The following is a 23,274-nucleotide window of genomic DNA, read 5'->3' on the forward strand; positions in this document are numbered from 1 at the left end:
CACTCATAGATTCTAAAGAGTGACATGTTATACCCCCTCTAAAGCCAGAAAGCAATTCTCTCTTAATACTAGATTAAAAAAACACCTTCTTGACTTCAATTATCTCTTTTCCCCTTATGCTTCTCAACATATTTGGTGAACTTAGAGTATGAACTGGGGATTTATAGGATTCGGAAGAATAGCACGAAAATTTTTAGCAAGCTTAGAAACGGTAGAAGGAGAAACTCCATATGCATTTGCATCTAGATCTAATGCTCATGAACTGGCCAAAGAATTTCCGTCAGTAAAAGTTTACGACTCTTACGATAAACTTTTGGCAGATGAAAACATAGACATTGTTTACATCAGCACAACTAACAACTTCCATTGCGAAAACACCATATCAGCACTTAGGGCAGGCAAACATGTGGTTTGTGAAAAGCCGATGGGAGTTTCTAGCCAAGAGATAGAGCAGATGACTCAAGTAGCTCAAGAAACTGGAATGTTTTTGATGGAAGCCATGTGGATGCGTTTTTTGCCTGCCTATAGAGAAGCCATTAAAAGGGCGAAGTCGGGCGAAATAGGTCCTATCAAATACATGACCGCTAGTTTTGGTTTTAGGTCTATTGATAAATTAACTAAAGATGGAAGGCTTTTAAATCCAGATTTAGCTGGAGGAGCCCTTTTTGATGTTGGTGTTTATCCATTAACCATAGCAGCAGATTTATTTGGTTGGAACCCGAGCTCTTTTACAGCCGATGCCCAAATAAGTGAAACAGGAGTAGACCAAAGCACACAGCTACAGTTAAACTATTCAGAGGGGCAGATGGCGCAATTATTTGCGAGCATTACAGTAACCACAAACAAGGAAGCCTGTATTTATGGCGAAGATGGCTTCATTCGTATGCCTCTTTTCTGGAAGTGTCAGGAATTTGAGGTTGTAAAAGGAGAAGAGGTAGAAAAGGTTGCCATACCATTTGAAAGCACAGGTTATGTCCATGAAATTGTCGCAGCTAGAGAATGTATTAATAATGGGGAAAAAGAGTCAAACCTTTTTACCTTAGAAGAGAGTTTGCAAAGCGCTAAACTCGTTGAAAAGATTTTATCAACCGTTTTTTAGTTCACATGCCCAAAGGTTTTCTAATAGATCAAGACGGTGTCATTTATGTTGAAAACAAGATGATTCCGGGTGCTGATAAGTTTATCAAAACGCTTCAAAAGGAGAATATACCGTTCACTTTTATGACCAACAATAGCCAGCGTACTCCACTAGATGCTGTTAGAAAACTGGCAAAAATGGGCATTTATGTAGAACCTGAAAACGTGTATACATCGGCCATGGCCACTGCACATTTTATGGGTCAGCAATTTCCAGAAGGAACAGCTTATGTTTTGGGAGAAGGAGGCCTTATTTCTAGTTTACATGAACACGGGTTCACCCTAGTGCAAAACGACCCAGACTTCGTTGTGGTTGGTGAAGGCATCAATTTTACCTTAGAAATGGTGCGCAAAGCCATCGACTTTATACTAGACGGAGCAAAATTAATTGCTACTAACCTAGATCCATCGCCTCGCAAGCCAGGCTGGAACAACTTAGGGATTGCTGGAATAGTAGCTATGATTGAAGCTGCAACAGGTAAGCAGGCATTCTCTGTTGGCAAACCTAGCCCCGTTATGATGCGCCAGGCTAGAAAGCACATTGGTCTGGCTACTGAAGAAGTGACTGTTATTGGAGATACTTTGGCTACCGATATACAAGGCGGTGTTCAAGTTGGTTACCACACTATACTTACCCTTTCGGGAATGTCTAAGCGAGAAGACCTCAATGATTATCCGTTCAAGCCCGATTTAGTCATAGATTCTATTGCAGACTTGACCATACCGTTACCTTGGTGGTAAAAGCTCCAAGAAACAGTTAATCATTGACAGAATAAGCACCTACAAACACCATGGAACAACTCAGCTTTGAAGGAAGCAAACTTATTATAAATCCCCAAAACGGGGCTTCTATCACTAAATGGACTTGCTTTAAAGCGCGTGAAGAGGTAACGCTCATCAATAATAGAGACTTCAATCTATTTGAAAGTTCTTTATTGTTTCCTTTTCCCAATCGGTTGGCCTCAGGCAAATACAACTATGAAGGTATGAGTTTTCATTTTGATGAGAACGACCCTGGAAAACCCAATGCGCTCCATGGTTTCATTTACAATGTGGCCTTCGACTTAGTTGAAAAACTCGATAATTCTATTCGTTTCAGGCACGAATATGATGGCACACTGGAAGCCTACCCCTTCCCATTTACTTTCGAGGTAAACTATATACTCAAGAAGAATGAGTTAGAAATTCAGGTTGATATACAAAACACAGGAAGCCAAACAATGCCCTGTGGTTTTGGCTGGCACCCCTACTTCGATCTGGAATTAACTAATGAGCCATGTAGGCTAAAAATGCCCAAAACAAGCCTAATTGAGGTCAACGAAAACCTTATTCCTACAGGAGCAGAAAGTCACAATAGAGACTTTCAAGACTTTACATCGGTGTTCGCAAAAGAGCTAGATAGCTGCTATAGGTTGGAAAAAATAGAAGATAGAAACAGTGTATTCCTTAACTACCCTCAGTTAGGTACTTTAGAGATTTGGCAAGACCACAACTTTCCTTTTGTTCAAGTGTATAAGCCCGATGAGCGGGCCATGGCAATAGAACCTATGAGCTGTGGAATAGATGCTTTCAACACTCAGCAAGGCATAAAAAAAATTGCCGCAGAACAGTCTTGGTCTTTAAAAATGGGGCTCAAGCTATTTTAGCTTAATCAAGCCTATCTGGAAAATACTTTTCTAGTACTGATTGAAACTTTTCAATGTTCAAAGGCTTGTTCATAAACTCCGTTACATTGCCATCTCCGTCAGCCATCTTTTTGTCATCGGGATTCAAAGAAGTGGTGAGCATTACTACTACTACGCCACCTTTTTGTTCATCATCTAGCTTCTTATATTCTTCCAAAAACTCCCAGCCATTCATTCTAGGCATGTTAATATCTAGAAAAATAAGTTCAGGCCTTGGATAACTACCTGTTTGATTAGAACTGAGGTAGTCTAGTGCCTTTTGACCACTAGTTACAGCAACAGTTTCTTCAACACCGCCATGTTTCTGAATAAAAATCTTGTGGATGAAATTATCTGCTTCGTTGTCATCAATCAACAAAACACGCTTAAGAATCTTTCTCATTTTCAATTAGCCTACTAATGTAAAATAAAAGGTTGTCCCTTTGTTTAACTCAGATTCTACCCAAATCTCACCTCCATGATGTTCAACGATTTTCTTTGAGAGAGCCAAACCAATCCCTGAACCTTCCACTCGATCCTTTGAGTGTAATCTCTGAAAAACCTTAAATATTTGCTTGAAGTATTGTTCTTCTATACCAATACCATTATCGCTAAACGTAAAAATCCAGTACCCGTTGGTGCGCTCAGCCGATATTTGTATTAGACATGGAACATTAGGTCTTACAAATTTAATAGAATTGACAATTAAATTGTGAAAAAGTTGTGTCAGTTCTAGTTTTGAACCCGATACAACTGGTAAATTTTCAACTTCAATAGAAACATCAATTCTATCTTTTTGTTCTAATGCATTAAAAACTTCCTTAGCGAGTAACTGACAGTCTACCTGTTCAAAATTATTATCCGAACCGATGAGGGAATAATCTAGCAACCCCTTCACGAGGGTACTCATCCGCCCAACGCTCTCTCCTATAAACCTTAGACTCTGCTGTTTTACCTGCTCATCTGAGTTAAACTCTTCATTTAGCAAAAGGTCCGAATAACTCAAAGTAGTGCGCAAAGGTTCTTGAAGATCGTGCGAAGCAATGTATATAAAGTGCTTTAGCTCTTCATTTGTTTTTTCAAGCTCACGTGCTTTTCGCTCAAGTTCTAACTGCATTTCTACCTGTTGGGTAATTACCTCGGTGAACATGATCATCCCGCCTATCTCACCATTATCATCTCTCCACGGTAGCAACTCATATTTGAGCCAATCTACTTTTCCATCAGCTCTATCAAACCTATCTCTATCTGTTTTATAGGTTTCTCCCTTCAAAATTCTCTGATGAATCTCCTTCCACTCAGGAATTTCATTGATCTCAGGAAAAATATCGTAATGATTTTTTCCGATTATACTTCTGCCCTCTAAACCATAGTCTACATACCACCGGTCGCTGGCGAACAAGTAATCCATCTTCAAGTCGAACATGGCTACAGCCGCTGGGGTGTGTTTCACAAAAAACTCTAAAGATTGCCTGCTCCTCATCAGGCTACCTTCAGCTCTGCTCAACTCTCTTATGATGGGTTTAACCAGATTGAAGTAGAGCACTACTAAAGAAACGATTACAAGTATAGACAGAACCAAGGTCCAAAGTCTCAGGTTAAAAATGGAGCGGTTGTAATTTTCTTCGGCCTGAAAAACAATTTCGTCCATCAACGAAAGAAATGCCTGCTCGTTTCTCTCTACCTCATTTAGCATAGATGGGGTAATTTGAGTGGTTTCATTTATCTGGGCAACCACTCTTAATAGTCCCTTCTTAAATGGCTCTACTTGCTTAAAAAGAGACAATAGATCTTGATCTGTTAGACTTGGCAATCCTAGAGAATCATTTCCATAGATTAAGCCATCATGAACGAGCGTCCATGTTTCAGCATCATTCTTAATTTCTTGGATAGAAGTAAGGCCTAATGAGGTAGTGTAGATGCCTTTTGCAATTTTTTGACTCAACATTCTTTGCCTACCTGAAAGGTTTATGACAGCAGCATCGGTTCGCCTTTCTCTAATTAGCGTTTCGAGAATAATGGCGAGCAGCAGCACAAGGACAAGAGAAACCAATAGGTTTATCTTGGCTGCCCTATCCAATGTTTTCTTTGTCATGGCGGCCATGTTTACTTAAAAAAGTAAAAATCTGTTTAGTTGAGGTGCACGACTTTTCAGTCTTACTTCATGAAAATAGTCAACAAAACCCAAAGTCTTTTGTCCGTTAATCAGATAGTTAGGCCAGTCAAGAATTACCATAATGAATATTTACAAAAAAAGAGCAGCAGAAAACAATTCTACCGCTCTTGCTTAAGATTGTCTATTTAAGATTTCCTTTACTCGTGTAAGACCATAAGTGGCATTGGAATATCTAGCACCATCTTTTTGGTATGACTAGCGTTTCTAAGCCTATCGAAAAAGCCATGATGCTTGGCAATCATAGCCAGTAGATCAATATTTAGCTCTTGCGCTGTTTCTTCTAGCCCTTCTTCTACATCATCAAACTTTCTGAAATGGAATGTATGGTTGTTGTTCTTGAGGTATTTTTCCATTCTTCTGGCCACATCTATTTGTCCTTTTACTTCAACATCGCCAGTATCTATATGTATTACATGGAGCTGAGCATAAAAAGCTCGCGCAAGCTCTGTTACGGTATGTATAAGATCTGGATTAGGTACAGAGAGAAAATCTCCTGCAATTCCTATATGAGTCATTTTAGTGATATCGGCATCTTCTGGAAGAGCAATCACTGGGCAGGCAACATTCTTCATTACATAATATGCGTTGCTACCAATTAGTGCTTTGGCGAAACCAGATGCTCCGTGAGTTCCCATAACTACCATGGCTACACTTCCATCTTCATTCATTTCATTGATTCCTTCATGCAGCGGACCATATTGAATGGCAGTTTCATAGGTTACTTTTTCTAACAATGGAAATTCGGTCACTACCTCGTTTAAACTAGCTCTAGACTGTTTCTCCAGTTCCTGAAAGCTGTAGTCTGCGCCACCAACAGGTGCCCCCTCGGCAAAACCTACAGGAACCATTACCGAATGATACAAGACCAAATCTAGCTTCATTCTCTCGGCAATTTTTATGGCGTTGGCGAGGGCATTTTTTGAGCAATCTGAGAAATCTATAGGTACAATTAGCTTTTTCATAATATCCTCCTTGTTTATGGTATCTAATGTAAATTCCATTCCAAACTTTTTTTGTGACACATATCAGCATATTTTATGATATGCATCAAGTACACCTCTTTTGTCTGCTCATTTTTTTCTAATTGTGACATTGAATTTCTCAATTTGACAAGTCGAAACGAACCAAATAGGCCTCCCTTGAACCCTGAATAGAATATACAGATTGGATACAGATTTGAAGATTAGTTAGCGTGCAAAGCGCACAATTATGTTCAACTAAAACTCTTGAAATTATGTTAATGTGGGCAATTATATTCTTTATTATAGCCGTTATAGCCGCACTTTTCGGCTTTAGAGGAGTGGCATCCGTATCTTCAAATATTGCGAGATTTCTATTCTTCATATTTGTGGTGTTATTTATTATATCCATTGTGATGCAGCTAGTAGGTTATTAGTAATCACAAGGCACAAAAAAAGCCGGGGCATTTGCTCCGGCTTTTTTGTTTGCATTAGGTTTTATCTACCCATTTCTACCGCTTAAAAAGTCTTCAACATCGTTATAAGTCTCTTCTGCCCAGTCTTTTGTGTCTTCCCAAGCTTCTTCAGTGGCATCAGCTACATTATCTCTAGCCTCTTCTAAAGCCGATTTCTGATCCAAAAGCTCTTCCTTTTCTTCCTCTAAAGACTCCGCTACATCTTCAGATGCATCTTTTAAGTCGTTATTTATTTCTGTAAGCTCATCATCAATGTCATCGATGGTATTGTCGATTCTATCGGTAAGTTCCATTCTTTCCTGCTCCCAATCAGACTGATTAGTATTGTTGCATGAAACGAATATGATGGATAGTAAAACTGCGATTAATGTTATGTTTGCTTTTTTCATGATCTTAAATGTTTTGTTCGTTGCGCCAAATAATTCAAAGGCCATACCAAAACTTTAAGACTGTTCTTTAAGCGTCTTAATATGCCCTTCCAATCTCTCTCCTCCTTTGATACCAAAGTCTAGCGTTCTGATTGGGAAAGGTATAGTGATGCCATGTTCTTTATATGCTTTGTCTATTGCCATAATGGCTTCACTTCTGGCCTCTAAAAACTGAGGCTGCGTTGGTGAATAATTGATCCAGAACATGATTCTATAATTTATCGATGAGTCTCCAAACTCCTCGAAAACTAGTTTTATGTCATCTTCGGTGAGCATATCTAAGCTCTTGAGTGCATCTTCTGTAATTTTCTTCACCTCCTCTAAGTCTTCGGCATAAGAAACCCCTACGTTTAGATCTACTCTTCTTTTATAGGTTTTAGTGAAGTTGGTGATAGGGTTTTGGAACACCAGCCTATTTGGTATAATAATATGGAGACCTTGAAAGGTTTCTAATACGGTTGCCCTGAGTTGAATATCTCTTACAAAACCCGTATAGCCGTTGGTTTCAATGATATCTCCAATGTTTAGCGGCTTTTTGAAAGCCATGATAATACCTGAAATAAAATTGGCCGATATGTCTTGAAAGGCAAAACCAATAGCCAAACCTGCTATACCAGCACCCGCCAGAATAGAAGTTACTGCTTTGCTTAAATGGAGCAGGTTAAGCGCTATTACTAAACCTGAGCCGATAATAAAAATGGACATGATGGTAGAAATGAGCCCAATTATGGCTGGTTGCTCAATAAACCTACCCATCAACTTTTTGGTACCTACCCTTACTAATTTACTCAGGAAGTAAAAGATGACTAACACAATAAGCGCTACAACAAAATTGGGTAGCATTTCTGTAAGGGTTTCTAACCAACCCTGAAGCTTTTCTTCAACTATTTCGAAAGCTTTTGAAACATTAAAATCCATAGAATTTCTCTTCTAGTATGTTTAGTTCTAACAAAAGGGGAATAACGAATTCACATTTATATAAACATTATCACTACTCAACATTGTTTAAAAAGTGGTGAAAGTCTTATTAACAGGTGCAAACGGATACATAGGAAAGCGACTCCTCTATCTTCTGGTAGATAGAGATTTGGAGGTGATATGCTGCGTTAGAGATGCCTCTAGATTCAATCATGCTTTAAGTGATCATGAGCGAGTATCTATTATTGAGGTAGACTTTCTGAAGGAGGAAACGCTCGAGAGAATTCCAGAAGATGTAGATGCTGCCTACTACTTAATGCACGCCATGTCTATGTCTGGTGGAGACTTTGCCAGAAAAGAAGAGCAAATGGCTCAGAACTTCACCAAAATAAGTGAAGAAAGAAATTTGCAGCATGTCATCTATCTCGGTGGCATTGCCAATGACAAAGAGCTTTCCCCTCACTTAAAAAGTAGACTCAACACAGAGAACGAATTAAAAAAAGGCAACTACAATTTTACCAGCATTAGAGCAGGAATCATTGTGGGTTCTGGCAGTGGCTCTTTCGAAATCATCAGAGACTTGGTAGAAAAGCTCCCTGTAATGATAGCGCCCAAATGGCTAAAGACTAAATCTCAACCAATAGCAGTTAAAAATATTCTAGAGGTGTTGAGTCAGTCGCTATTCGATGAATTCACCTATAATGAAACATTCGACATTGCAGGACCAGACACCATGTCTTACAAAGACATGCTTATGAAATTTGCAGAAGCTCGTGGGCTAAAGCGGTGGATTATTTCTGTTCCGGTATTAACTCCCAGGCTTAGTTCTTATTGGCTATATTTTGTTACCTCAACATCGTACAACTTAGCTACTAACCTGGTAGACAGTATGAAAACGGAGGTTATAGCTAGAGACAATAGGTTAATTGAGCACCTGAAAATAGAGCTAATCAGTTACACCGATGCCGTTAAGAGAGCCTTTTCTAGAATAAAACAAAACCAGCTAATCTCTAGCTGGAAAGACGCCATGTCTAGTGAAACTATTACCAAGCATTTCGAAGATTTGGTAGAAGTGCCAGACTTCGGCTGTTTCAAAGACCACAAGCAAGCCAAGATTACAAATGAAGAACATGTATTAAATAATATATGGTCTATTGGTGGAGAGCGTGGTTGGTACTATGGCAAGTGGATGTGGAAAATTAGAGGCTACATGGATAAAGTAGCCGGTGGAGTAGGGCTAAGAAGGGGAAGAACTCACCCTTCAGAAATTAGCTCTGGCGACTCATTAGACTTTTGGAGAGTAATTGTTGCCGACAAATCTAAAAAGAGACTTCTGCTTTTTGCAGAAATGAAACTCCCAGGAGATGCCTGGTTGGAGTTTAAAATTGACAAAAACCAAGTACTGCATCAAACCGCCACATTTAGGCCTAAGGGTTTATGGGGCAGGTTGTACTGGTTTGCGGTATTGCCGTTTCATGGCTTTGTTTTTAAAGGAATGATCAGAGGCATTACCCGAGAAACAAATGTTCAACTTAAAACAGTAATACAATGAATTTCTTAAGAATACTTATCACAGGATTTATACTATTAGTCAGCTCAATATTCTTGGCTGTAGCCATGGGTGCGTTTTTCGCTCCCGGAGAGGTAATGCAATATTTGAGTCTGCAGCCTGTCTCAGACAGTGCATTTAATTCCATCCGTTCATATTATGGTGGTCTAAACTTAGCCTTTGCTGGCTTTCTATTCTATGCCGGTTTCAGAATGCAAAAAACTGCATTAGGCTTCATTAGCTTATATACCATTGGTTTCTTAATAGGTAGAGTTTACAGCTTTTTTGCTGAAGGTGTAGCTTCCGCTTTTGTCATTAGATGGACAGTAGTAGAAACCATTTTGTTCGTTATTAGCTTCTTGCTGATTAGAGCCTTATTAAAAACTCCAGAACAAGCAGGAACAAGTAAAATTGAAGTTCAGTCTCAAGCATAATTCAATGAAACAGATTGAAACTTACGGGTATAGGAAAACCATTCCTGATGAAATTTATTTTCAGGTACTGGAGACGCTTTCCTATTACCCCGAATTAAAAAATACTCCCATCACATTTAGGTTCAAAAATCCGCAGGAGCACATTATTATGAGTGCTCAGCCTGTTTTTAAAACTCTATTTAGGGTTTTAGACGAACGAGCCTATTATGTAAACATTAGCAGAACTATTAAGCTTGGTTCTGATAGCATGAAAATTGAAGATTTGCCAAAAGATGTTTTGATAGGATGGTTAGGCCATGAATTAGGTCATCTGATGGATTATAAGGACAGGTCTGCTTGGGGTATGATAAAGTTTGGAATTGGCTACCTGCTCTTTCCAAACTTTGTAAAGGGAGCTGAACGGAAAGCAGATGAATATGCAGTTCAGCACGGTTTAGGAGATTATATAGTGAAAACTAAAAATTACATTCTAAACCATGCTGAAATACCATTGAGCTATAAAGAGAAAATGAAGAAGTTATACCTTTCTCCAGAAGAGATTATGCAGATGGTAGATACTGACCAGCAGGGCACAGTAAGCCCTGCTATTTAGTTTTGACAAACTCCTCGAACTCTAGAAGTGCTTCTTCATTCATCATTCGGGGAGTTTTTACTTGTCCACCCTTCTTTTTGTTCTTTCCATTCCAATCGTGGAAATCGTCAGCCTTAATTAGCTTTACTTCAATGCCTTTTAGAGCTTTAGATCTGGCTACTTTGTAGTTCTTGTTTTTGGATTTAAGCACTTCATCAAGCTTCAGCCTTACTTCAGACTCACTGACTTTCTGGTCCCCAGCCAAACCTAGGAACCATTGGTGAATGAATTCACCATCTTTTTTAACAGCACCTACCGTAAACTCAGGAATCTGCAGACCGAAAGCTTCTTCCAATTCTTGAACAGCCTCATTCATTTTTGAAACTGATAATTGAGAACCCACCACATTTAAGAAGTGCTTCGTTCTACCAGTTATTTTAATTTCAGCTCTCTCAAGATTAGTGAATGCAATGGTATCGCCAATACTATAGCGCCAAGCACCGCTTACCGTACTAATGAGCATAGCATAGTCTTCTCCTTCATTTACTTCGCTAAGTGATAGGGCGGGTGCATCTTCTATAGGACTTCCATTTTCATCGAAATATTCTTCTTTGAAAGGAATAAACTCAAAATAGATTCCTGAATCAATAGATAACTGCATAGCCATTTGATCATTTGGCCTCGCCTGATAAGCCAAGAATCCTTCAGAAGCCAAATAGGTATCTAAATAAAGCATTGGCTTAGAAGTTAGCGCATCAAAACTGGCTCTGTATGGCTCAAAAGCTACTCCTCCTGAATTATAGACCATCAGGTTTGGCCATATATCATGAATGGTTTCTGCCTTGTTGTGCTCTACTACTTTTTGCAGCATTAATTCAATCCATGACGGAATTCCAGAGATAGCGCCAATATCCCAACTGGGCGCTTGTTTGGCAATAGCTAATACTCTTTCGTCCCAATCTTCAATAGAGGCAATGTCTTCACCAGGCTTGTAATACCCTTTAAACCAGAAAGGGATATTGCTAGCGCTAATACCACTAATTTCTCCCTCGTAGTGACCATTAACCTCTTCTAAATCGGTACTGCTACCCAACATCAATATTTGTTTTTCAAAGAAGCTATCTGGCAAATCGTGTTCAGAAAGGCTAAGCACTTGCTTTACACCAGTTTCTCTAATGGCTTCAATCATTTCTTGTGTAACTGGTATGCGCTTGCTCTTATTACCCGTAGTGCCCGAGCTTAAGGCGAAATACTCTGGCTGGCCTGGCCAAGTAATGTCTACCTCTCCTTCTACCGTTTTGAACCACCATGCATCGTGCATTCTGTGATAGTCGAAGGCGGGAACCTTCTTCCTAAATTCTTCTATGGGCGAATCGCTCTCCAGCAATTGCTCAAACTGATAGAACTTACCGAAAGCCGTATCTTTAGCCTTCTTTAGTAATTTCTTTAGCACCTCCTCCTGATGTTCTTGAGGTGTTTTACTGTCATCGGTGATTTGTTCACCAAGATCTATAGCTCTTTTTATAATTTTCCCGAGTAATGGCATAGTTGATTGGGTTACAGTTTAAATACTAATCAATTTCAATCTTGTTTAAATAAGACTGCTGCATTAGAACAAGAAGCCAGCTCTTAGCATAAATGAGCCACTTTCTTCTTCCGTTATTCCATAATGCAGCGATACAACCATGTAATTGTAAAGGGCAGCAAAAGCACCTGGACCGTAGGTTCTTTTGAAACCGCTAGTTTCTCCGTCTTCAGTCCAAACTTTACCATGATCTACAAAGCCGATAAGCCCGAAGTCTCCGGTCATCACTACATTATTCATCTGGAAGAGAGACAACCTAAATTCAGTGTTATTATAGAAAATACCTTGTCCTGCAAAACGTGTTCTTCTGAAACCTCTTAGGTTGGTTTGTCCTCCCAAGAAGTTAGAGTGATAGAATAAGTAAGGCCCTGAGTTATTTTCTACTCCGAAACGAGTAGCCACTGTAAGTCTGAAAGGTAGTTTGAAAGTATAATACAAGCTCACATCAGTTTTTAGGCTTGTCATATTCACTTTGTCTCCACCTATATCATTCCAATAATCCATTTGTGCCTGCCACTTGATACCCATAGAAGGGTGATTCGGGTGGTCATAATATCTTAGTCTGGTAAAGAAAGAAGCTCCTAAAAATGAGGTAGAACCAGTAGTAACTGTATTATTTGGCCCCATGAGGTCAGAAATTACTCCATCTGTTTCTGTCACATTCACGTGTTCAAAAGTTGGCCCAAAGCCCATTTCGAAGTACTTACTAGACTTTCTGATAATGCTCGGAGAAAAATTGAAACGCTCTAAACCTACTCTGTAATAGTCAATAGGCTGATCGAAAGTAGTGTTACCTCCTTGGCCGAAATAGTTGAAAGCATATTTACTGTTGTGTCCCCAGGTATCGATTTCAACATCCCAATGCTTGGCAATGAATGAATTGTAACGCCCATTGTAAGCAGCATTGAAACCATTAGTTCTTGTAGCCCAATTGGCTTTGATTAGATGAGTTGCTTTAGGGTCTTCTTTATACTGCTGACGCTCAATGTACAAGCCAGCACCTAAAAACAAACCGTCATCTGGGGTATAATCGAAAGAGGCTCTTGGCGTAACTATATCGTATTTGAAATACTTTCTCTCAAAATCGTAGACAGCCGATGACTCCGTATCTCTTACAGGAACTGAAGCGTATTTTTCACCAAACACTTCGGTAAACTCTTCATCTTTATCATAGAACTTAACTCCTCTAAAGCGTCCTTCTTCAGTTCTGGCACTAATTATACTGTCTTTACCTTCACCACCATACATCTGAACTTCTATTGGGAATTTCTGCTCTCCGTAGACTTTAAATCTATCGATTCCTCTCAATCCGTGAAGGATAATTCGTTTTGTAGTATCCGGGTGGAAGGTTCTTTCATATAGTAAATCTTCCTCTTTTCCGTCTTCTTCTACCTTATGCACAACTACCTTTACGGTGTTATCGGTCTGATTATACACCTCAAAAAGTTCGTGCTTATCACTAAAAGCTACTCTCACTTCTCTGCTCAAGAACTCATAGTATTTCACAATTTCTTCGTCCATTAGGTCTCTTCTAGACTTAATCTTGGCAGCTATTTCAGGCCCAGAAAGCTCATAAACTTCTTCTGGTATCTGCTTTATGGCATAGTCAATTACGCTGTCTGTTAACTGGGTCTGTACTTCCTTCACCATTCTTTGCCAATCGCTCAGTTGAAGTTCATTAAGCAGGTTTCTATCTATATTTCTTGCCGACCAGTTAAATCCATTGATGTCATTAAAATCGTAATCGAAATGGCCGATTCTTCTCATAAAGTACCTAGAAGTACCAATGGAAGGAATGAATCCGTCCATCTTTGCGAACACTTGGTCTCTATCTCTTGGAATAGCTTTGTAAAGTACACCCTTACCATCTTTTTCAAACTCAGCCCATCTCCACTGGTCTTCATGTCTATCCCAGTCGCCAATAATCATATCAAAAATTCTGGCTTTGGCTAAAAAGAGCTGGTCTACGCTGTTGTCGTTATCTTCTCGAAGCTCTTCATAAAGCTTCTCTGTACCCACAGCGTTTTCTGTATTGCCGAACCTGTCGAATTCGGACAGATCCTCATCGGGTCTTATTTCAATCATAAAAAGCTTATCGCCATATTCTTGAGAATATTCACCGAGTTGGTCATTGGCTGGCACATAAAACAATTTTGGATTGGTGTAATAGATACCTAGGGCATCAGACATTGGAGGGATTGTCAGAAAACTGTATGGATGCGCTGTACTAATCTGATCTTTGAGAATGTTATTTACCCATGTTCCTCTTAACATGCTAGGTAAGGTCTTGGCCGGGAACTTATCTATTGTTCTTAGATTATACTGAATGTTGTCTTCAGAAGTAAGCCTAAGTGTTTTGGTTTGGTTACCTCCGCCAAGCTTGAGTATTTCCAACCCACCTTTGTATTTATCTAAATCGAAAATAGGAGCGCTTACTGGAGTTGTCCAGGTTTCCCTATAGTGATTCCCGAAAAAGAATCTGCCTACTCTACCTTTTTCAAAGTTCGGGTTGGCACTAATGGTTACGGTTGAATCTTTTACATTCTGTTGAGCCTGCGTGTGCGGCATAGATGACAGTACAAGTGCTGTCGCGATGAGGGTTTTAAAAATGATTTTAGTGAACATGCCATTCTAACTTTCAAAAACCGTGACAAAATAATTATGGTCGCTAGGCGTTTCGGTTTCTTCATTTTCGCTTTCCAAAAAATCATGGTATCGGATTTGAACTACTTAAGCCAATGGAAACCACAGAAAACATCGACCAAAGCATCATCCGTAAGCGAGTAGCCTCTGCTTACGAGCATCGAACAGAAGAAAACATAACCTTCCACCATCTTAATAGGCTCAACCAAATATTGGTCACCTTAAAAGAAGATGCTGAAGAGCTCTTTGAGAGCGAAAACACTAGAAATCAAATTGAGTTAGCAATAGCTACCTACTATTCTACATTCTGGTTTAAAGGAGAAGATAAAGATGAGTCTGCCAAGACATTTCTGGAAGAAAATTTCAGTGAATATCTAGGTGAAAAAGATGTGGATTCCATTACTAAACTATCACTATCCATAAACGATCATAATACCAAAAAAACTACCTCTGAGGCTATTGTCTACGATATTTACTGGTCTTTTCTGGGTAAAAAGAAATTGGTCAGAAACTTAGAATTGCTTGCCATTGAGCACCTTGGAGATGCTAGTCATAAGAAGGAAACGCTTAAGGAATATATAGAAGTAATTTCTGCTTTCAGATACAGAACCAAATGGGCTATAAAGGAGTATTCTGAGCGAAAATCGCTCAATACTAGAAAGGTTTTATCTGCCATTGAAAAGGAAGAAAAAAAGAGAAAAAAGCAGCTTAGAAGATCGCATAAACTAGGCAGAGGCATTGAAACAATGTATCGCTCTATTTATAAAAATCACGTGAATTTAAGCGCCATTGCAGATGCAAAAGCTAACCTCATAATCCGCGTAAATACCATTATAATGTCCATTATTGTTACTTTAGCGGGTACTGGATACACTTTCTTCGATGGTGGTTTTTACAAGTATTCTAGATTTACAGCTCCCGTTTTAGTACTTCTATTAGGCTCTCTAGCAGCAGTAATATTCGCAGTATTATCTGCTCGCCCAAAGGTTACCAGAATTAACCTAACCAAGCAAAAAATAAGAGGCAACGACTCTAGTTTACTCTTCTTCGGAAACTACATAAACTTAGATAAAAAGGACTTTATAAGAGAAATGAGCCTGTTTAGACAAGATAAGAAGAGAGTATATGACCAAATGTCTGTAGACATCTACTACCTAGGTTTAGTATTGGATAGAAAGTATAGGTTAGTAACCATCTCATACAACATATTTATGGTGGCCATAGCACTAAGTGTACTGTCTTTTATTACCATATTTTCTATCACTCAATTCTCCTAAAAAAAGTATTTGAAGTTGATTTAAGAGACCAATTACCCTCTCCTAAATTCTTTTAATGAAAAGGATTTTCTCAAAATGAACACTGTTTTCAATATGATAAGCGCCACGCAAATGGCGCTTATTTTTTATTTCAGCCAGGTGCATTCTCTAGTCTCATGGTAGAATTTTCGGACGGATGTCTCCATTGGAATTCAACTTACTGACCCGCCATGGTTAAATAGATTGAGAATAAATTCTACTTTTTTCACTGAATTAGTTAGCTCTTTTAGAGCCCTTTAGATTCCATGGCAACCCTCTTCAATTAAAGGCATATTGAACCAATCTGGATTTTTCATTAAATCGTAAATCTGTTAGACTGTGCATTCCAATGCACAACAAGCTTATTTTTTTAGAGAAATCAGACTCTTGGACACCATTCAAAAGGACTAAGTGGGTATGGCGTTGCGCGCATTTATTTTCTTCATTTTGATCATACAATCCCTTGCTGTTTTGGGAGTTACCCCTCAGCAACAAGAGGTGTTTTATCATCAATTTGAAAAGAGTGATGGGCTGCTTTCGAACACTGTTTATGATATCAACCTGAACGAAAACGGTGAAATCATCTTCGGAACGGATAGAGGGTTAAGCATCTACAATGGTCTCACGTTTAACAACAGAACTTATGTTGGTGCTAGCAATGCGCTAAACGATGTATACCAAATAGGAGAAGGGGCCTATATTGGTACTAACTTCGATTGGGAGTATGTCTTTTTTAAAAAAGACACAACCCAGGTTCTGGCCATAAACAAGTCTGGCCTAGACTTTCCTAGGGTAATCCCACTTGGGGATCGGAAACTACTTTATGTAAAAACCGGCCTTATTTCTCCTGATCAACAAGACACCATTCACTTCAAAAATTCTTTCGATTTCTTGTACCACTTAGTACAGCATGGCAACACAACTTGGTTTACTGCTGGTGACACTCAAGAAAACACTCTCTATAAACTAGAAACCAATGATAGATTAAGCACCATAAGCTTAGGATTTTCCATGACTAAAGAAGATATCCCTTTTACTTACAATGAAGGCATTCTTTTCTACAGGCCATCGGTAGGGGGCATTACTAATGTAAGTGGGCAACTTATTCAATCCTTACCCTTTTCTCCTGAAAAGGTGAACAACCTTTACATCCATGAAAACACGCTGTATTTCTCTACCCTCAACGGCCTGTGGGTTTTCAATCTGGCTTCGGAAAAAGCTGAACACTACTTATCCGATATTCAAATTTCTGACACCATGTTTGATGTAGAAGGAAACCTCTGGTGCTCTAGCTTGCTTCATGGTGTGTTTATGATTCCTTCCCTTACCCGAAGGGTTATCAAATTTGAAGATAAGCTAGACGAAAGTCTCATTTTACAAAGTCAACAAAATGGCCCAAGCAATGCGCTTTTACTCACCAATGACTCTAAACTATATGAATTGGACTATAGAGATTACTCTTTAACCTTCAAAAGAGAAGTTCCTTCTCCCAATAGGATAGAAGGTTTTTTGGCCGATAGCACAACCAAAACGATATACTTAGGCAGCAACCTTGCCGAATTGCTAGACGCCAAAAGCTTAGTAACGCTAGAATCATTTAAACTAAGTGCAATAAAAGGCTTCTTACCCAGTAGAGAAAAGCTCTTTATGGCTACTTCTAGCGGACTTTATGTATACCACTTAGAAGGAAAGTTAGCGGAATTGATTCTACCAAAACATAGGTTAAGAGGTCTTTTTCGGCAAAAAGGTCAACAATATTGTTACTCAGCAAATAAGCTCTGGGAAATAGCTGAAGATGAAAGCTTAAAGCTTATTCTCGATAATCAGAATATTGAAAAAGTAGTTTATAGCGGAAGCCGAACTTTCATACTTACCACCACTGGAGGTGTTTCCGAACTAAAGGAAAATAAGCTCGAACCTATCATTCAGTCAGGAGAAGACTACTCGGACATTTTCCTGACCGACAACTACCTATTCGTGATCAATTCTGAAAGAGCCGATGTTTTCGATCTCAAGACTTTTGAAAAGCGAAACTCCTTCTTCAACTCAAAAGGAATTGACACCAACAAGTTAGTTGCTGTTGTAGAGTTCGATGGTCAACTGCTGTTCTTGCATCAACAATTTATGAGTGCTTTTTCTAGTTTTCCAGAGCGCAACCTAGTTAAACCAACCATTAAACTGCTCAACAGAGAACTACTGCCAGAAAAACTCACATCGATAGACTACTCATCAAACGATTTGAGGTTCGCGTTCGGGGTATATCCTAACATTAGCGCTCAAGGAAAAACCAGTGTAATGTATAGAATTAAAGGGCTCAGCCAAGACTGGTTGCCGCTGTACGCCACCAATGGTAGCTACAATATAGACCTACTCAACCTTGCCAATGGCCAATATGAGTTGGAATTGATGGCAGAAAATGAAGACGGGGTAACATCGGAGGCTTTCCTCCTCCCCTTCTCCATCAAACCTCCATTGTGGCGTCAGAATAGCATGTTACTACTCTATATAGTAATACTGGGCGGCATCTTTTGGACTTCGTTTTACCTGAATAGATTGAGACTTGTGAGAAAAAACAAGGTAGAGTTAGAAAAGGTAAGACTGAACAACCAATTGGCTGCTGCCGAGTTAAAGGCCATCAGATCGCAAATGAACCCGCACTTTTTGTTCAATGCCATGGCCACCATTCAAAATGCCATTCTAAAAAAAGATTTGAAAGATTCATTAGACGGGCTTTCGAGTCTTTCCAAACTGCTTCGCGATGTATTACATAAGTCTTCTATGGAAGTGCATTCGGTTCAGGCGGAAATAGACTTCTTACACAACTACCTCAAACTCTCTAAAAAACGCTTTGGCGAAGAATTCGAATACGAAATTGCTTGTGAGAAGGAAATAGACACTGCATTCGAAAAAATACCTACTCTTATTACTCAACCTTTTGTAGAAAACGCGATAGAACATGGCGTATCTAAGCGAAAAGGGGCAAAACACATATCTATTGCTTTCAGCAAGGTAATTAAGGGGTATCAAGTAATAATCAAAGACAACGGCTTAGGCAGCGACCCCACCACTTGGTATAATGAAGAAAAAGGATCTTTTGCTTTAAAAGCCATTGAAAATAGAATTAGCAGAGTGAATAAGCTTAGCAAGCTAAAAGTAGGCAGTACTATTTCTTCGGCCAGTGAAGGCACAACCGTAACATTAACATTTGAGCATGAGCAATAAAATAACAGCAATAATAGTAGATGACGAGGGACAGGCGCGAGAATCGCTTCGCAGGTTATTGCAGTTCATTAGCGACTCTGTTGAAGTGGTTGACGAGGTAGCCACTATAATGGATGCCGCTCAAAGCATTGAAAAGAACAATCCAGATGTTGTCTTTCTAGATATTCAACTCGATGGTCAATTGAGTTTCGAGCTTTTTGAGGTTTACCCTGACTTAGAAAATAAGCTTGTGGTGTTTGTTACAGCGCATGATCATTACGCTATCCGAGCCATAAAACTTTCTGCTTTCGATTACATATTAAAACCTGTGGACCTAGATGAGCTAAGCGACTGTATAAAACGCTTAAATGAAAAACTAGAGGATAACTTTAAACCAAAATTTGATGCCTTAAAATCTAATTTACACAAGGTTGAAAAAGTAGCCGTTGCCTCAAGAACCGGTATAGAATACGTTCCTATCAGCGATCTTTTATTTCTAGAAGCTTCGGGTATGTATACAGTTTTCCATTTGCAAGAGCGCCAAGTAGTAGCTTCGAAGCCAGTGAAGGAGTTTGAACAAATGCTACCAGAAACCTTCTTCCGTTCTCACCGCGGTTATCTGGTGAACATGAAACTGGTAGAAGAAGCCAAAGGACAAGAATTGAAGCTTGTAAATGGGCAGTCAATACCAATTGCACGCTCAAAAATGAATGAGTTTAAAAGTAAATGGAAATAAAAAAGCCCAACAATATGCCGGGCTATTACAAATCAAAAACTATGATTACTCTTTATGGCTTATCTACCAAGCTAATCGGTCTTGATATGAAAGGGAAGTTAGCGCTTATGCCAAACTGCGCATGAGAAATCACAATTGCGCCAGAAGAACTTTTTCCTAAATAGTATCTTAAGAATAATTCGTGCTCGCCATTTTCCTTAGAAGTCACAATTGTTTCGTGCTGCCCCACTGAGATAAAAAGAGGTGCTATTCTATAAGTCAAGCCACCGCGGTACTCAGCTGTTGGCGGAATGTACCATTCGTCATTGCCATCATTGCTATAGCTCTCCACAGCCTCTACAAGTTCAGAGTACGTACCTGCCTCAATCTTTTCAGGAGCCACTAGTACAACACTGTAGTCCGCATTAACTCGAATAATTCTTCCACCTTTATAGGTTTGTCCATAAATATCAGAGCCAATTAAATTTCTAATCTGGCTAATGGTTTGACCTTGATGGTTTACGCGCTCATCGAATTCATTTTCACCCTCAACATCTTCAATTTGAATATTTAAGGTCATTTGATCTAGAACCTCGCCTTCAACATCAAGAATATAAATTGTGTCAGACCAAGTTTTAAGACCATCTCCTTCTGAAGTAAAACCAGTGATTTCTTCAAAATCCCAATTTCCAGAATTCCAGAATTCCAGTAATCCTGTTAGGTTATTAAAATCGAATACTCGAGCATCACCTTTTAACAGCGGACTCAAGTTCTCATCGTAGTCAAAGCTATAATTTAGGCCTTGCTCTGCAGTGAGTAAGTCACTTAGCGTCTCTTCAAATTCCCCAGAAAGTGTATTTTCCTTGATGGTATAAGTGTGAGAATCGCTGTTAAAGCCCACATAGTCTGCCAAGTTGTTAATGGCAATATTAAGTGTAGCACTTTCGGTTACTTCGTCTACAGTAGCCTCAAGTGTTACTGAAATACTTTCGTTCACTTCAAAATCGAAAATGCTGGCATCGTTCACAACTAATTCATTATTGGCGTTTAGTGATACTGCGTCTGCAGGAGTTTGACTAGTAATGGCTAAAGTTACATCCGTTCCGTTTACTACATCTACCGGAATAGTACCGATAACGGCACCTTGTTCAGGGTTTTCATCAATGCTAAGTGTTGGTGCAGTAATGGTAATTTCAGGAACTGGCACCGGTTCTTTGTCTTCGCTATCGCATTGATAGAGAAACATAGAAAGCAATAATGCTAGGGCTGTGATTTTTCTCATGTTGATTAATTTTTGCGCAAAAAAATGACACAACATGAGCCATGACAATACTTAACTGCTAAGCTGTTTATGTCAATTGCTAAAGTGTAAAAAGATTTGTAAAACAATGGTAAAAGAAGCGTTGAAAACGGCTAAATCTACTAACGCTAACTAGTCTGCCCTAGTAACTGGAGCTTGCCTATGGCGGGTACATATCATTCAAAGTACATGTTATGCTAATTTCAGTTGGAATGGGAGTAAGAATGATCCGCACTGCAAGTTGAACCAGAGAAAAGTATTGAAACAAAAAAAGCCGATCAATTTGATCGGCTTTTACGCTGTAGCGGGGATCGAACCTGCGTCCGTCACCTGACGGATATGAGCCCAACTAGCCTTTCTTCAATATTTTTGAGCATATAAAATCTCTTCCCCTACTAGATTTTAACTCCTTTTCCCTTTTCATTGCACTTGGCTTATCAACATAATCCTCTGTGTAAACAACCTCCCAAGGACGAAATTTTATTGTCCAGCCTTTTGTTGCTAGTTTATTATGGGAAAGCACTCGCTGCTCCAGATTGCTAGAGTAGCCGATATAAATCTTATCGAATTTCGAAGAATAGAGAACGTAAACTGTGTATGTCATAAAACAAAAAAAGCCGATCAAAATGATCGGCTTTTACGCTGTAGCGGGAGCAGGACTCGAACCTGCGACCTTTGGGTTATGAGCCTTGTCTTTATTGGTTTTGTGTAGTCAATAAAAGCTCCTAATCACTCATTATAGGTCATTTATGGTACGTTGGAAACCGTTGAGAACTGCTCAAAACTACAAATTGTTTTAGGTATGTTTTAGGTATAATGTTGCCCAATAATTATCTTTACAGAGTTCATAATCAAACAAGATGGCATCTGTTAAACTGGTTTTCTGGAAACACGACAAGAAGAAAGACGGCACCTCACCTATTGCCATCAGAATTACAAAAGACCGTAAGACAAGGTATATTTTCACTGGAGAATATGCACAAGAAAAAGACTGGGACTTCAAGCAATCAAAAGTCAAAAAGTCACACGTGAACTCCGTTCGCTTAAATAACTTGCTCCAAAAGAAACTTTCTGAGGCTCACGCTGCCATACTAGAAGCTGAAGCAAGTACAGAAGAATTGTCGGCAAAGCAGATACAAAAGAAGGTAAAACGAACTGGAAAGAATGTTTCATTCTTTCAATTGGCAAGTGAAAGAATTGGTAGAAAATATAATGAAGGCAAATTCTCGGTTGTTAAGCCTGAAATTTCAATTCTCTATAACATAATGGAATTCATTAACCTCAACCATTCTAAACCGAGACAAAAAGTGGTTGAAGAGATAAAAAATCGAAGGTTAGAGCGAATTTCAAAGGCTAGAAAAGGGCTTTATAGTGTCGATGATGAACTTAAAGAATTTGCAAAAAACAGCTCCCTTAGTTTCTCTGACATTGACATGGGCTTCATTAATAACTTTAAAAGTTTCAGTACATCCTATCTAGAACAGAAGCCCAGAACAATAACCAATCAGCTAATCTTCATTCGCACAATGTATAACCTTGCAATAAATGAAGGAATCATTGATCGAAAGTATTACCCATTTGCTGGAGAAAATGAAAAAATTAGAATTAAGTCTGGAAACAAAATTGGTCTTACTAAACCTGAGATCGAACGTATAGAGAAACTAAAATTAGAAAAAGGAAGCTCTATTTGGCATACCAGAAATGTCTGGTTATTCTCATATTATTTTGCGGGAGTGAGAATTTCGGATGTTCTTGAAATGAAGTGGTCTGATTTTGTTGATGGTCGTCTTTATTATCAGATGAACAAAAATGAAAAACCCGTAAGTCTGAAAGTTCCAAATAATGCTTCGCAGGTCTTGAGCTTATATTCCAAAGGCAAAAAATCTCAAATGGACTACGTTTTCCCCTTTTTAAAAAAAGCTGACCCCAAAAGTAAAGTAGACTTGTTCACGAAAACTCGTAACGCAACCAAACTCCTAAACAAATACCTAAAGAGAATAGCTGATATGTGCGACATTGATAAAAACTTATCCAATCATATCGCTCGCCATAGTTTCGGAAATATTGCAGGAGACAATATACACCCATTAATGCTACAAAAACTCTACCGGCATACCGACCTAAAAACCACTATAAATTATCAGGCCAACTTCATTCATAAGGAAGCGGATGAAGCATTAGAAAAAGTGCTAAACTCCTAAGGATTAAAGCCTTATGACCTTC

20 protein-coding genes are annotated in these 23,274 nt (G+C 39.0%); 11 read left to right on the forward strand and 9 right to left on the reverse strand.

The window, feature by feature from the left end; all coding sequences use genetic code 11:
* Positions 1-148 precede the first annotated feature (148 nt).
* The 3 genes from T7867_RS03545 to T7867_RS03555 are packed head-to-tail and all read left to right on the forward strand — an operon-like array spanning position 149 to position 2,783.
* Positions 149-1,099 carry a Gfo/Idh/MocA family protein gene (locus T7867_RS03545; RefSeq protein ID WP_273514864.1) on the forward strand — a complete coding sequence of 317 codons (951 nt, stop codon included), beginning with the start codon at positions 149-151 and terminating at the stop codon, positions 1,097-1,099.
* A gap of 5 nt (positions 1,100-1,104) precedes the next feature.
* Positions 1,105-1,878, forward strand: coding sequence for an HAD-IIA family hydrolase (locus T7867_RS03550; RefSeq protein ID WP_068215829.1), 774 nt, complete (start codon positions 1,105-1,107; stop codon positions 1,876-1,878).
* A 50-nt stretch (positions 1,879-1,928) separates the two neighbouring features.
* Positions 1,929-2,783 (forward strand): aldose 1-epimerase, encoded by an 855-nt coding sequence (locus T7867_RS03555; protein ID WP_068215831.1) that lies wholly within the window; start codon positions 1,929-1,931, stop codon positions 2,781-2,783.
* A gap of 1 nt (position 2,784) precedes the next feature.
* On the opposite strand, the gene T7867_RS03560 is transcribed toward T7867_RS03555, so the two are convergent.
* From T7867_RS03560 to T7867_RS03570, 3 genes are all read right to left on the reverse strand, one after another.
* Positions 2,785-3,204, reverse strand: coding sequence for a response regulator (locus T7867_RS03560; RefSeq protein ID WP_185101172.1), 420 nt, complete (start codon positions 3,202-3,204; stop codon positions 2,785-2,787).
* Between the two features lie 6 nt (positions 3,205-3,210).
* Complete coding sequence (locus T7867_RS03565; protein WP_185101174.1) at positions 3,211-4,896, reverse strand: ATP-binding protein; 1,686 nt, start codon at positions 4,894-4,896, stop codon at positions 3,211-3,213.
* 218 nt (positions 4,897-5,114) lie between these two features.
* Positions 5,115-5,978 carry a universal stress protein gene (locus T7867_RS03570; RefSeq protein WP_322299836.1) on the reverse strand — a complete coding sequence of 288 codons (864 nt, stop codon included), beginning with the start codon at positions 5,976-5,978 and terminating at the stop codon, positions 5,115-5,117.
* A 239-nt stretch (positions 5,979-6,217) separates the two neighbouring features.
* Between T7867_RS03570 and T7867_RS03575 the strand changes: the two genes are divergently transcribed.
* Complete coding sequence (locus T7867_RS03575) at positions 6,218-6,373, forward strand: DUF1328 family protein (RefSeq protein ID WP_262501391.1); 156 nt, start codon at positions 6,218-6,220, stop codon at positions 6,371-6,373.
* A 65-nt stretch (positions 6,374-6,438) separates the two neighbouring features.
* Here the strand turns inward: T7867_RS03575 and T7867_RS03580 are convergent, their stop codons facing one another.
* Together T7867_RS03580 and T7867_RS03585 are read right to left on the reverse strand one after the other, a co-directional pair.
* Positions 6,439-6,801: a hypothetical protein gene (locus tag T7867_RS03580; protein WP_157717478.1), complete on the reverse strand. Its 363-nt coding sequence runs from the start codon at positions 6,799-6,801 to the stop codon at positions 6,439-6,441.
* 54 nt (positions 6,802-6,855) lie between these two features.
* Positions 6,856-7,758 (reverse strand): mechanosensitive ion channel family protein, encoded by a 903-nt coding sequence (locus T7867_RS03585; RefSeq protein WP_068215843.1) that lies wholly within the window; start codon positions 7,756-7,758, stop codon positions 6,856-6,858.
* 97 nt (positions 7,759-7,855) lie between these two features.
* Here T7867_RS03585 and T7867_RS03590 point away from each other — a divergent pair, with 97 nt between their 5' ends.
* Genes T7867_RS03590 through T7867_RS03600 form a run of 3 tightly spaced genes read left to right on the forward strand, consistent with a single transcriptional unit; the run spans position 7,856 to position 10,333 of the window.
* On the forward strand, positions 7,856-9,310 hold the full coding sequence (locus tag T7867_RS03590; RefSeq protein ID WP_322299837.1) for an SDR family oxidoreductase: 1,455 nt from the start codon (positions 7,856-7,858) through the stop codon (positions 9,308-9,310).
* Entirely contained in the window at positions 9,307-9,741 is a 435-nt protein-coding gene (locus T7867_RS03595) for a DUF4345 domain-containing protein (RefSeq protein ID WP_288339695.1), read from the forward strand. The genes T7867_RS03590 and T7867_RS03595 overlap by 4 nt, the downstream gene beginning before the upstream one ends.
* 4 nt (positions 9,742-9,745) lie before the next feature.
* Positions 9,746-10,333, forward strand: coding sequence for a M48 family metalloprotease (locus tag T7867_RS03600; RefSeq protein ID WP_068215851.1), 588 nt, complete (start codon positions 9,746-9,748; stop codon positions 10,331-10,333).
* Here the strand turns inward: T7867_RS03600 and T7867_RS03605 are convergent.
* Positions 10,326-11,858: a GH3 family domain-containing protein gene (locus tag T7867_RS03605; protein ID WP_322299838.1), complete on the reverse strand. Its 1,533-nt coding sequence runs from the start codon at positions 11,856-11,858 to the stop codon at positions 10,326-10,328. The two genes, T7867_RS03600 and T7867_RS03605, sit on opposite strands and share 8 nt — an antisense overlap.
* Before the next feature lie 63 nt (positions 11,859-11,921).
* On the reverse strand, positions 11,922-14,465 hold the full coding sequence (locus T7867_RS03610) for a BamA/TamA family outer membrane protein (protein WP_322299839.1): 2,544 nt from the start codon (positions 14,463-14,465) through the stop codon (positions 11,922-11,924).
* Positions 14,466-14,635: 170 nt separating this feature from the next.
* On the opposite strand from T7867_RS03610, the gene T7867_RS03615 reads away from it, so the two are divergent.
* The 3 genes from T7867_RS03615 to T7867_RS03625 all read left to right on the forward strand — a co-directional run bounded on the left by T7867_RS03615 (position 14,636) and on the right by T7867_RS03625 (position 19,772).
* Entirely contained in the window at positions 14,636-15,817 is a 1,182-nt protein-coding gene (locus T7867_RS03615; RefSeq protein ID WP_068215857.1) for a Pycsar system effector family protein, read from the forward strand.
* 465 nt (positions 15,818-16,282) lie between these two features.
* Entirely contained in the window at positions 16,283-19,057 is a 2,775-nt protein-coding gene (locus tag T7867_RS03620) for a sensor histidine kinase (RefSeq protein ID WP_157717480.1), read from the forward strand.
* Positions 19,047-19,772: a LytR/AlgR family response regulator transcription factor gene (locus tag T7867_RS03625; RefSeq protein ID WP_068215861.1), complete on the forward strand. Its 726-nt coding sequence runs from the start codon at positions 19,047-19,049 to the stop codon at positions 19,770-19,772. The genes T7867_RS03620 and T7867_RS03625 overlap by 11 nt, the downstream gene beginning before the upstream one ends.
* A gap of 52 nt (positions 19,773-19,824) precedes the next feature.
* Here T7867_RS03625 and T7867_RS03630 read toward each other — a convergent pair whose 3' ends face one another.
* Positions 19,825-21,033, reverse strand: coding sequence for a hypothetical protein (locus T7867_RS03630; protein WP_068215863.1), 1,209 nt, complete (start codon positions 21,031-21,033; stop codon positions 19,825-19,827).
* 367 nt (positions 21,034-21,400) lie between these two features.
* Complete coding sequence (locus T7867_RS03635; protein WP_068215865.1) at positions 21,401-21,655, reverse strand: GIY-YIG nuclease family protein; 255 nt, start codon at positions 21,653-21,655, stop codon at positions 21,401-21,403.
* Positions 21,656-21,911: 256 nt separating this feature from the next.
* Between T7867_RS03635 and T7867_RS03640 the strand changes: the two genes are divergently transcribed.
* The gene (locus tag T7867_RS03640) at positions 21,912-23,252 is read left to right on the forward strand and encodes a site-specific integrase (RefSeq protein ID WP_068215867.1); all 1,341 of its coding nucleotides are present in this window, start codon (positions 21,912-21,914) and stop codon (positions 23,250-23,252) included.
* Positions 23,253-23,274 lie beyond the last annotated feature (22 nt).

The sequence above is a fragment of the Roseivirga spongicola genome, assembly GCF_034376045.1.
GTDB classification, from domain to species: Bacteria; Bacteroidota; Bacteroidia; order Cytophagales; family Cyclobacteriaceae; genus Roseivirga; species Roseivirga spongicola.

Coding starts and splice junctions, on each gene's coding strand:
- T7867_RS03550 (WP_068215829.1), top strand. CDS start 1,105: ATGCCCAAAGGTTTTCTAATAGATCAAGACGGTGTCATTTATGTTGAA.
- T7867_RS03605 (WP_322299838.1), bottom strand. CDS start 11,858: ATGCCATTACTCGGGAAAATTATAAAAAGAGCTATAGATCTTGGTGAA.
- T7867_RS03630 (WP_068215863.1), bottom strand. CDS start 21,033: ATGAGAAAAATCACAGCCCTAGCATTATTGCTTTCTATGTTTCTCTAT.
- T7867_RS03595 (WP_288339695.1), top strand. CDS start 9,307: ATGAATTTCTTAAGAATACTTATCACAGGATTTATACTATTAGTCAGC.
- T7867_RS03585 (WP_068215843.1), bottom strand. CDS start 7,758: ATGGATTTTAATGTTTCAAAAGCTTTCGAAATAGTTGAAGAAAAGCTT.
- T7867_RS03565 (WP_185101174.1), bottom strand. CDS start 4,896: ATGACAAAGAAAACATTGGATAGGGCAGCCAAGATAAACCTATTGGTT.
- T7867_RS03560 (WP_185101172.1), bottom strand. CDS start 3,204: ATGAGAAAGATTCTTAAGCGTGTTTTGTTGATTGATGACAACGAAGCA.
- T7867_RS03640 (WP_068215867.1), top strand. CDS start 21,912: ATGGCATCTGTTAAACTGGTTTTCTGGAAACACGACAAGAAGAAAGAC.
- T7867_RS03580 (WP_157717478.1), bottom strand. CDS start 6,801: ATGAAAAAAGCAAACATAACATTAATCGCAGTTTTACTATCCATCATA.
- T7867_RS03575 (WP_262501391.1), top strand. CDS start 6,218: ATGTGGGCAATTATATTCTTTATTATAGCCGTTATAGCCGCACTTTTC.
- T7867_RS03615 (WP_068215857.1), top strand. CDS start 14,636: ATGGAAACCACAGAAAACATCGACCAAAGCATCATCCGTAAGCGAGTA.
- T7867_RS03610 (WP_322299839.1), bottom strand. CDS start 14,465: ATGCCGCACACGCAGGCTCAACAGAATGTAAAAGATTCAACCGTAACC.
- T7867_RS03570 (WP_322299836.1), bottom strand. CDS start 5,978: ATGGAATTTACATTAGATACCATAAACAAGGAGGATATTATGAAAAAG.
- T7867_RS03600 (WP_068215851.1), top strand. CDS start 9,746: ATGAAACAGATTGAAACTTACGGGTATAGGAAAACCATTCCTGATGAA.
- T7867_RS03555 (WP_068215831.1), top strand. CDS start 1,929: ATGGAACAACTCAGCTTTGAAGGAAGCAAACTTATTATAAATCCCCAA.
- T7867_RS03545 (WP_273514864.1), top strand. CDS start 149: ATGAACTGGGGATTTATAGGATTCGGAAGAATAGCACGAAAATTTTTA.
- T7867_RS03635 (WP_068215865.1), bottom strand. CDS start 21,655: ATGACATACACAGTTTACGTTCTCTATTCTTCGAAATTCGATAAGATT.
- T7867_RS03625 (WP_068215861.1), top strand. CDS start 19,047: ATGAGCAATAAAATAACAGCAATAATAGTAGATGACGAGGGACAGGCG.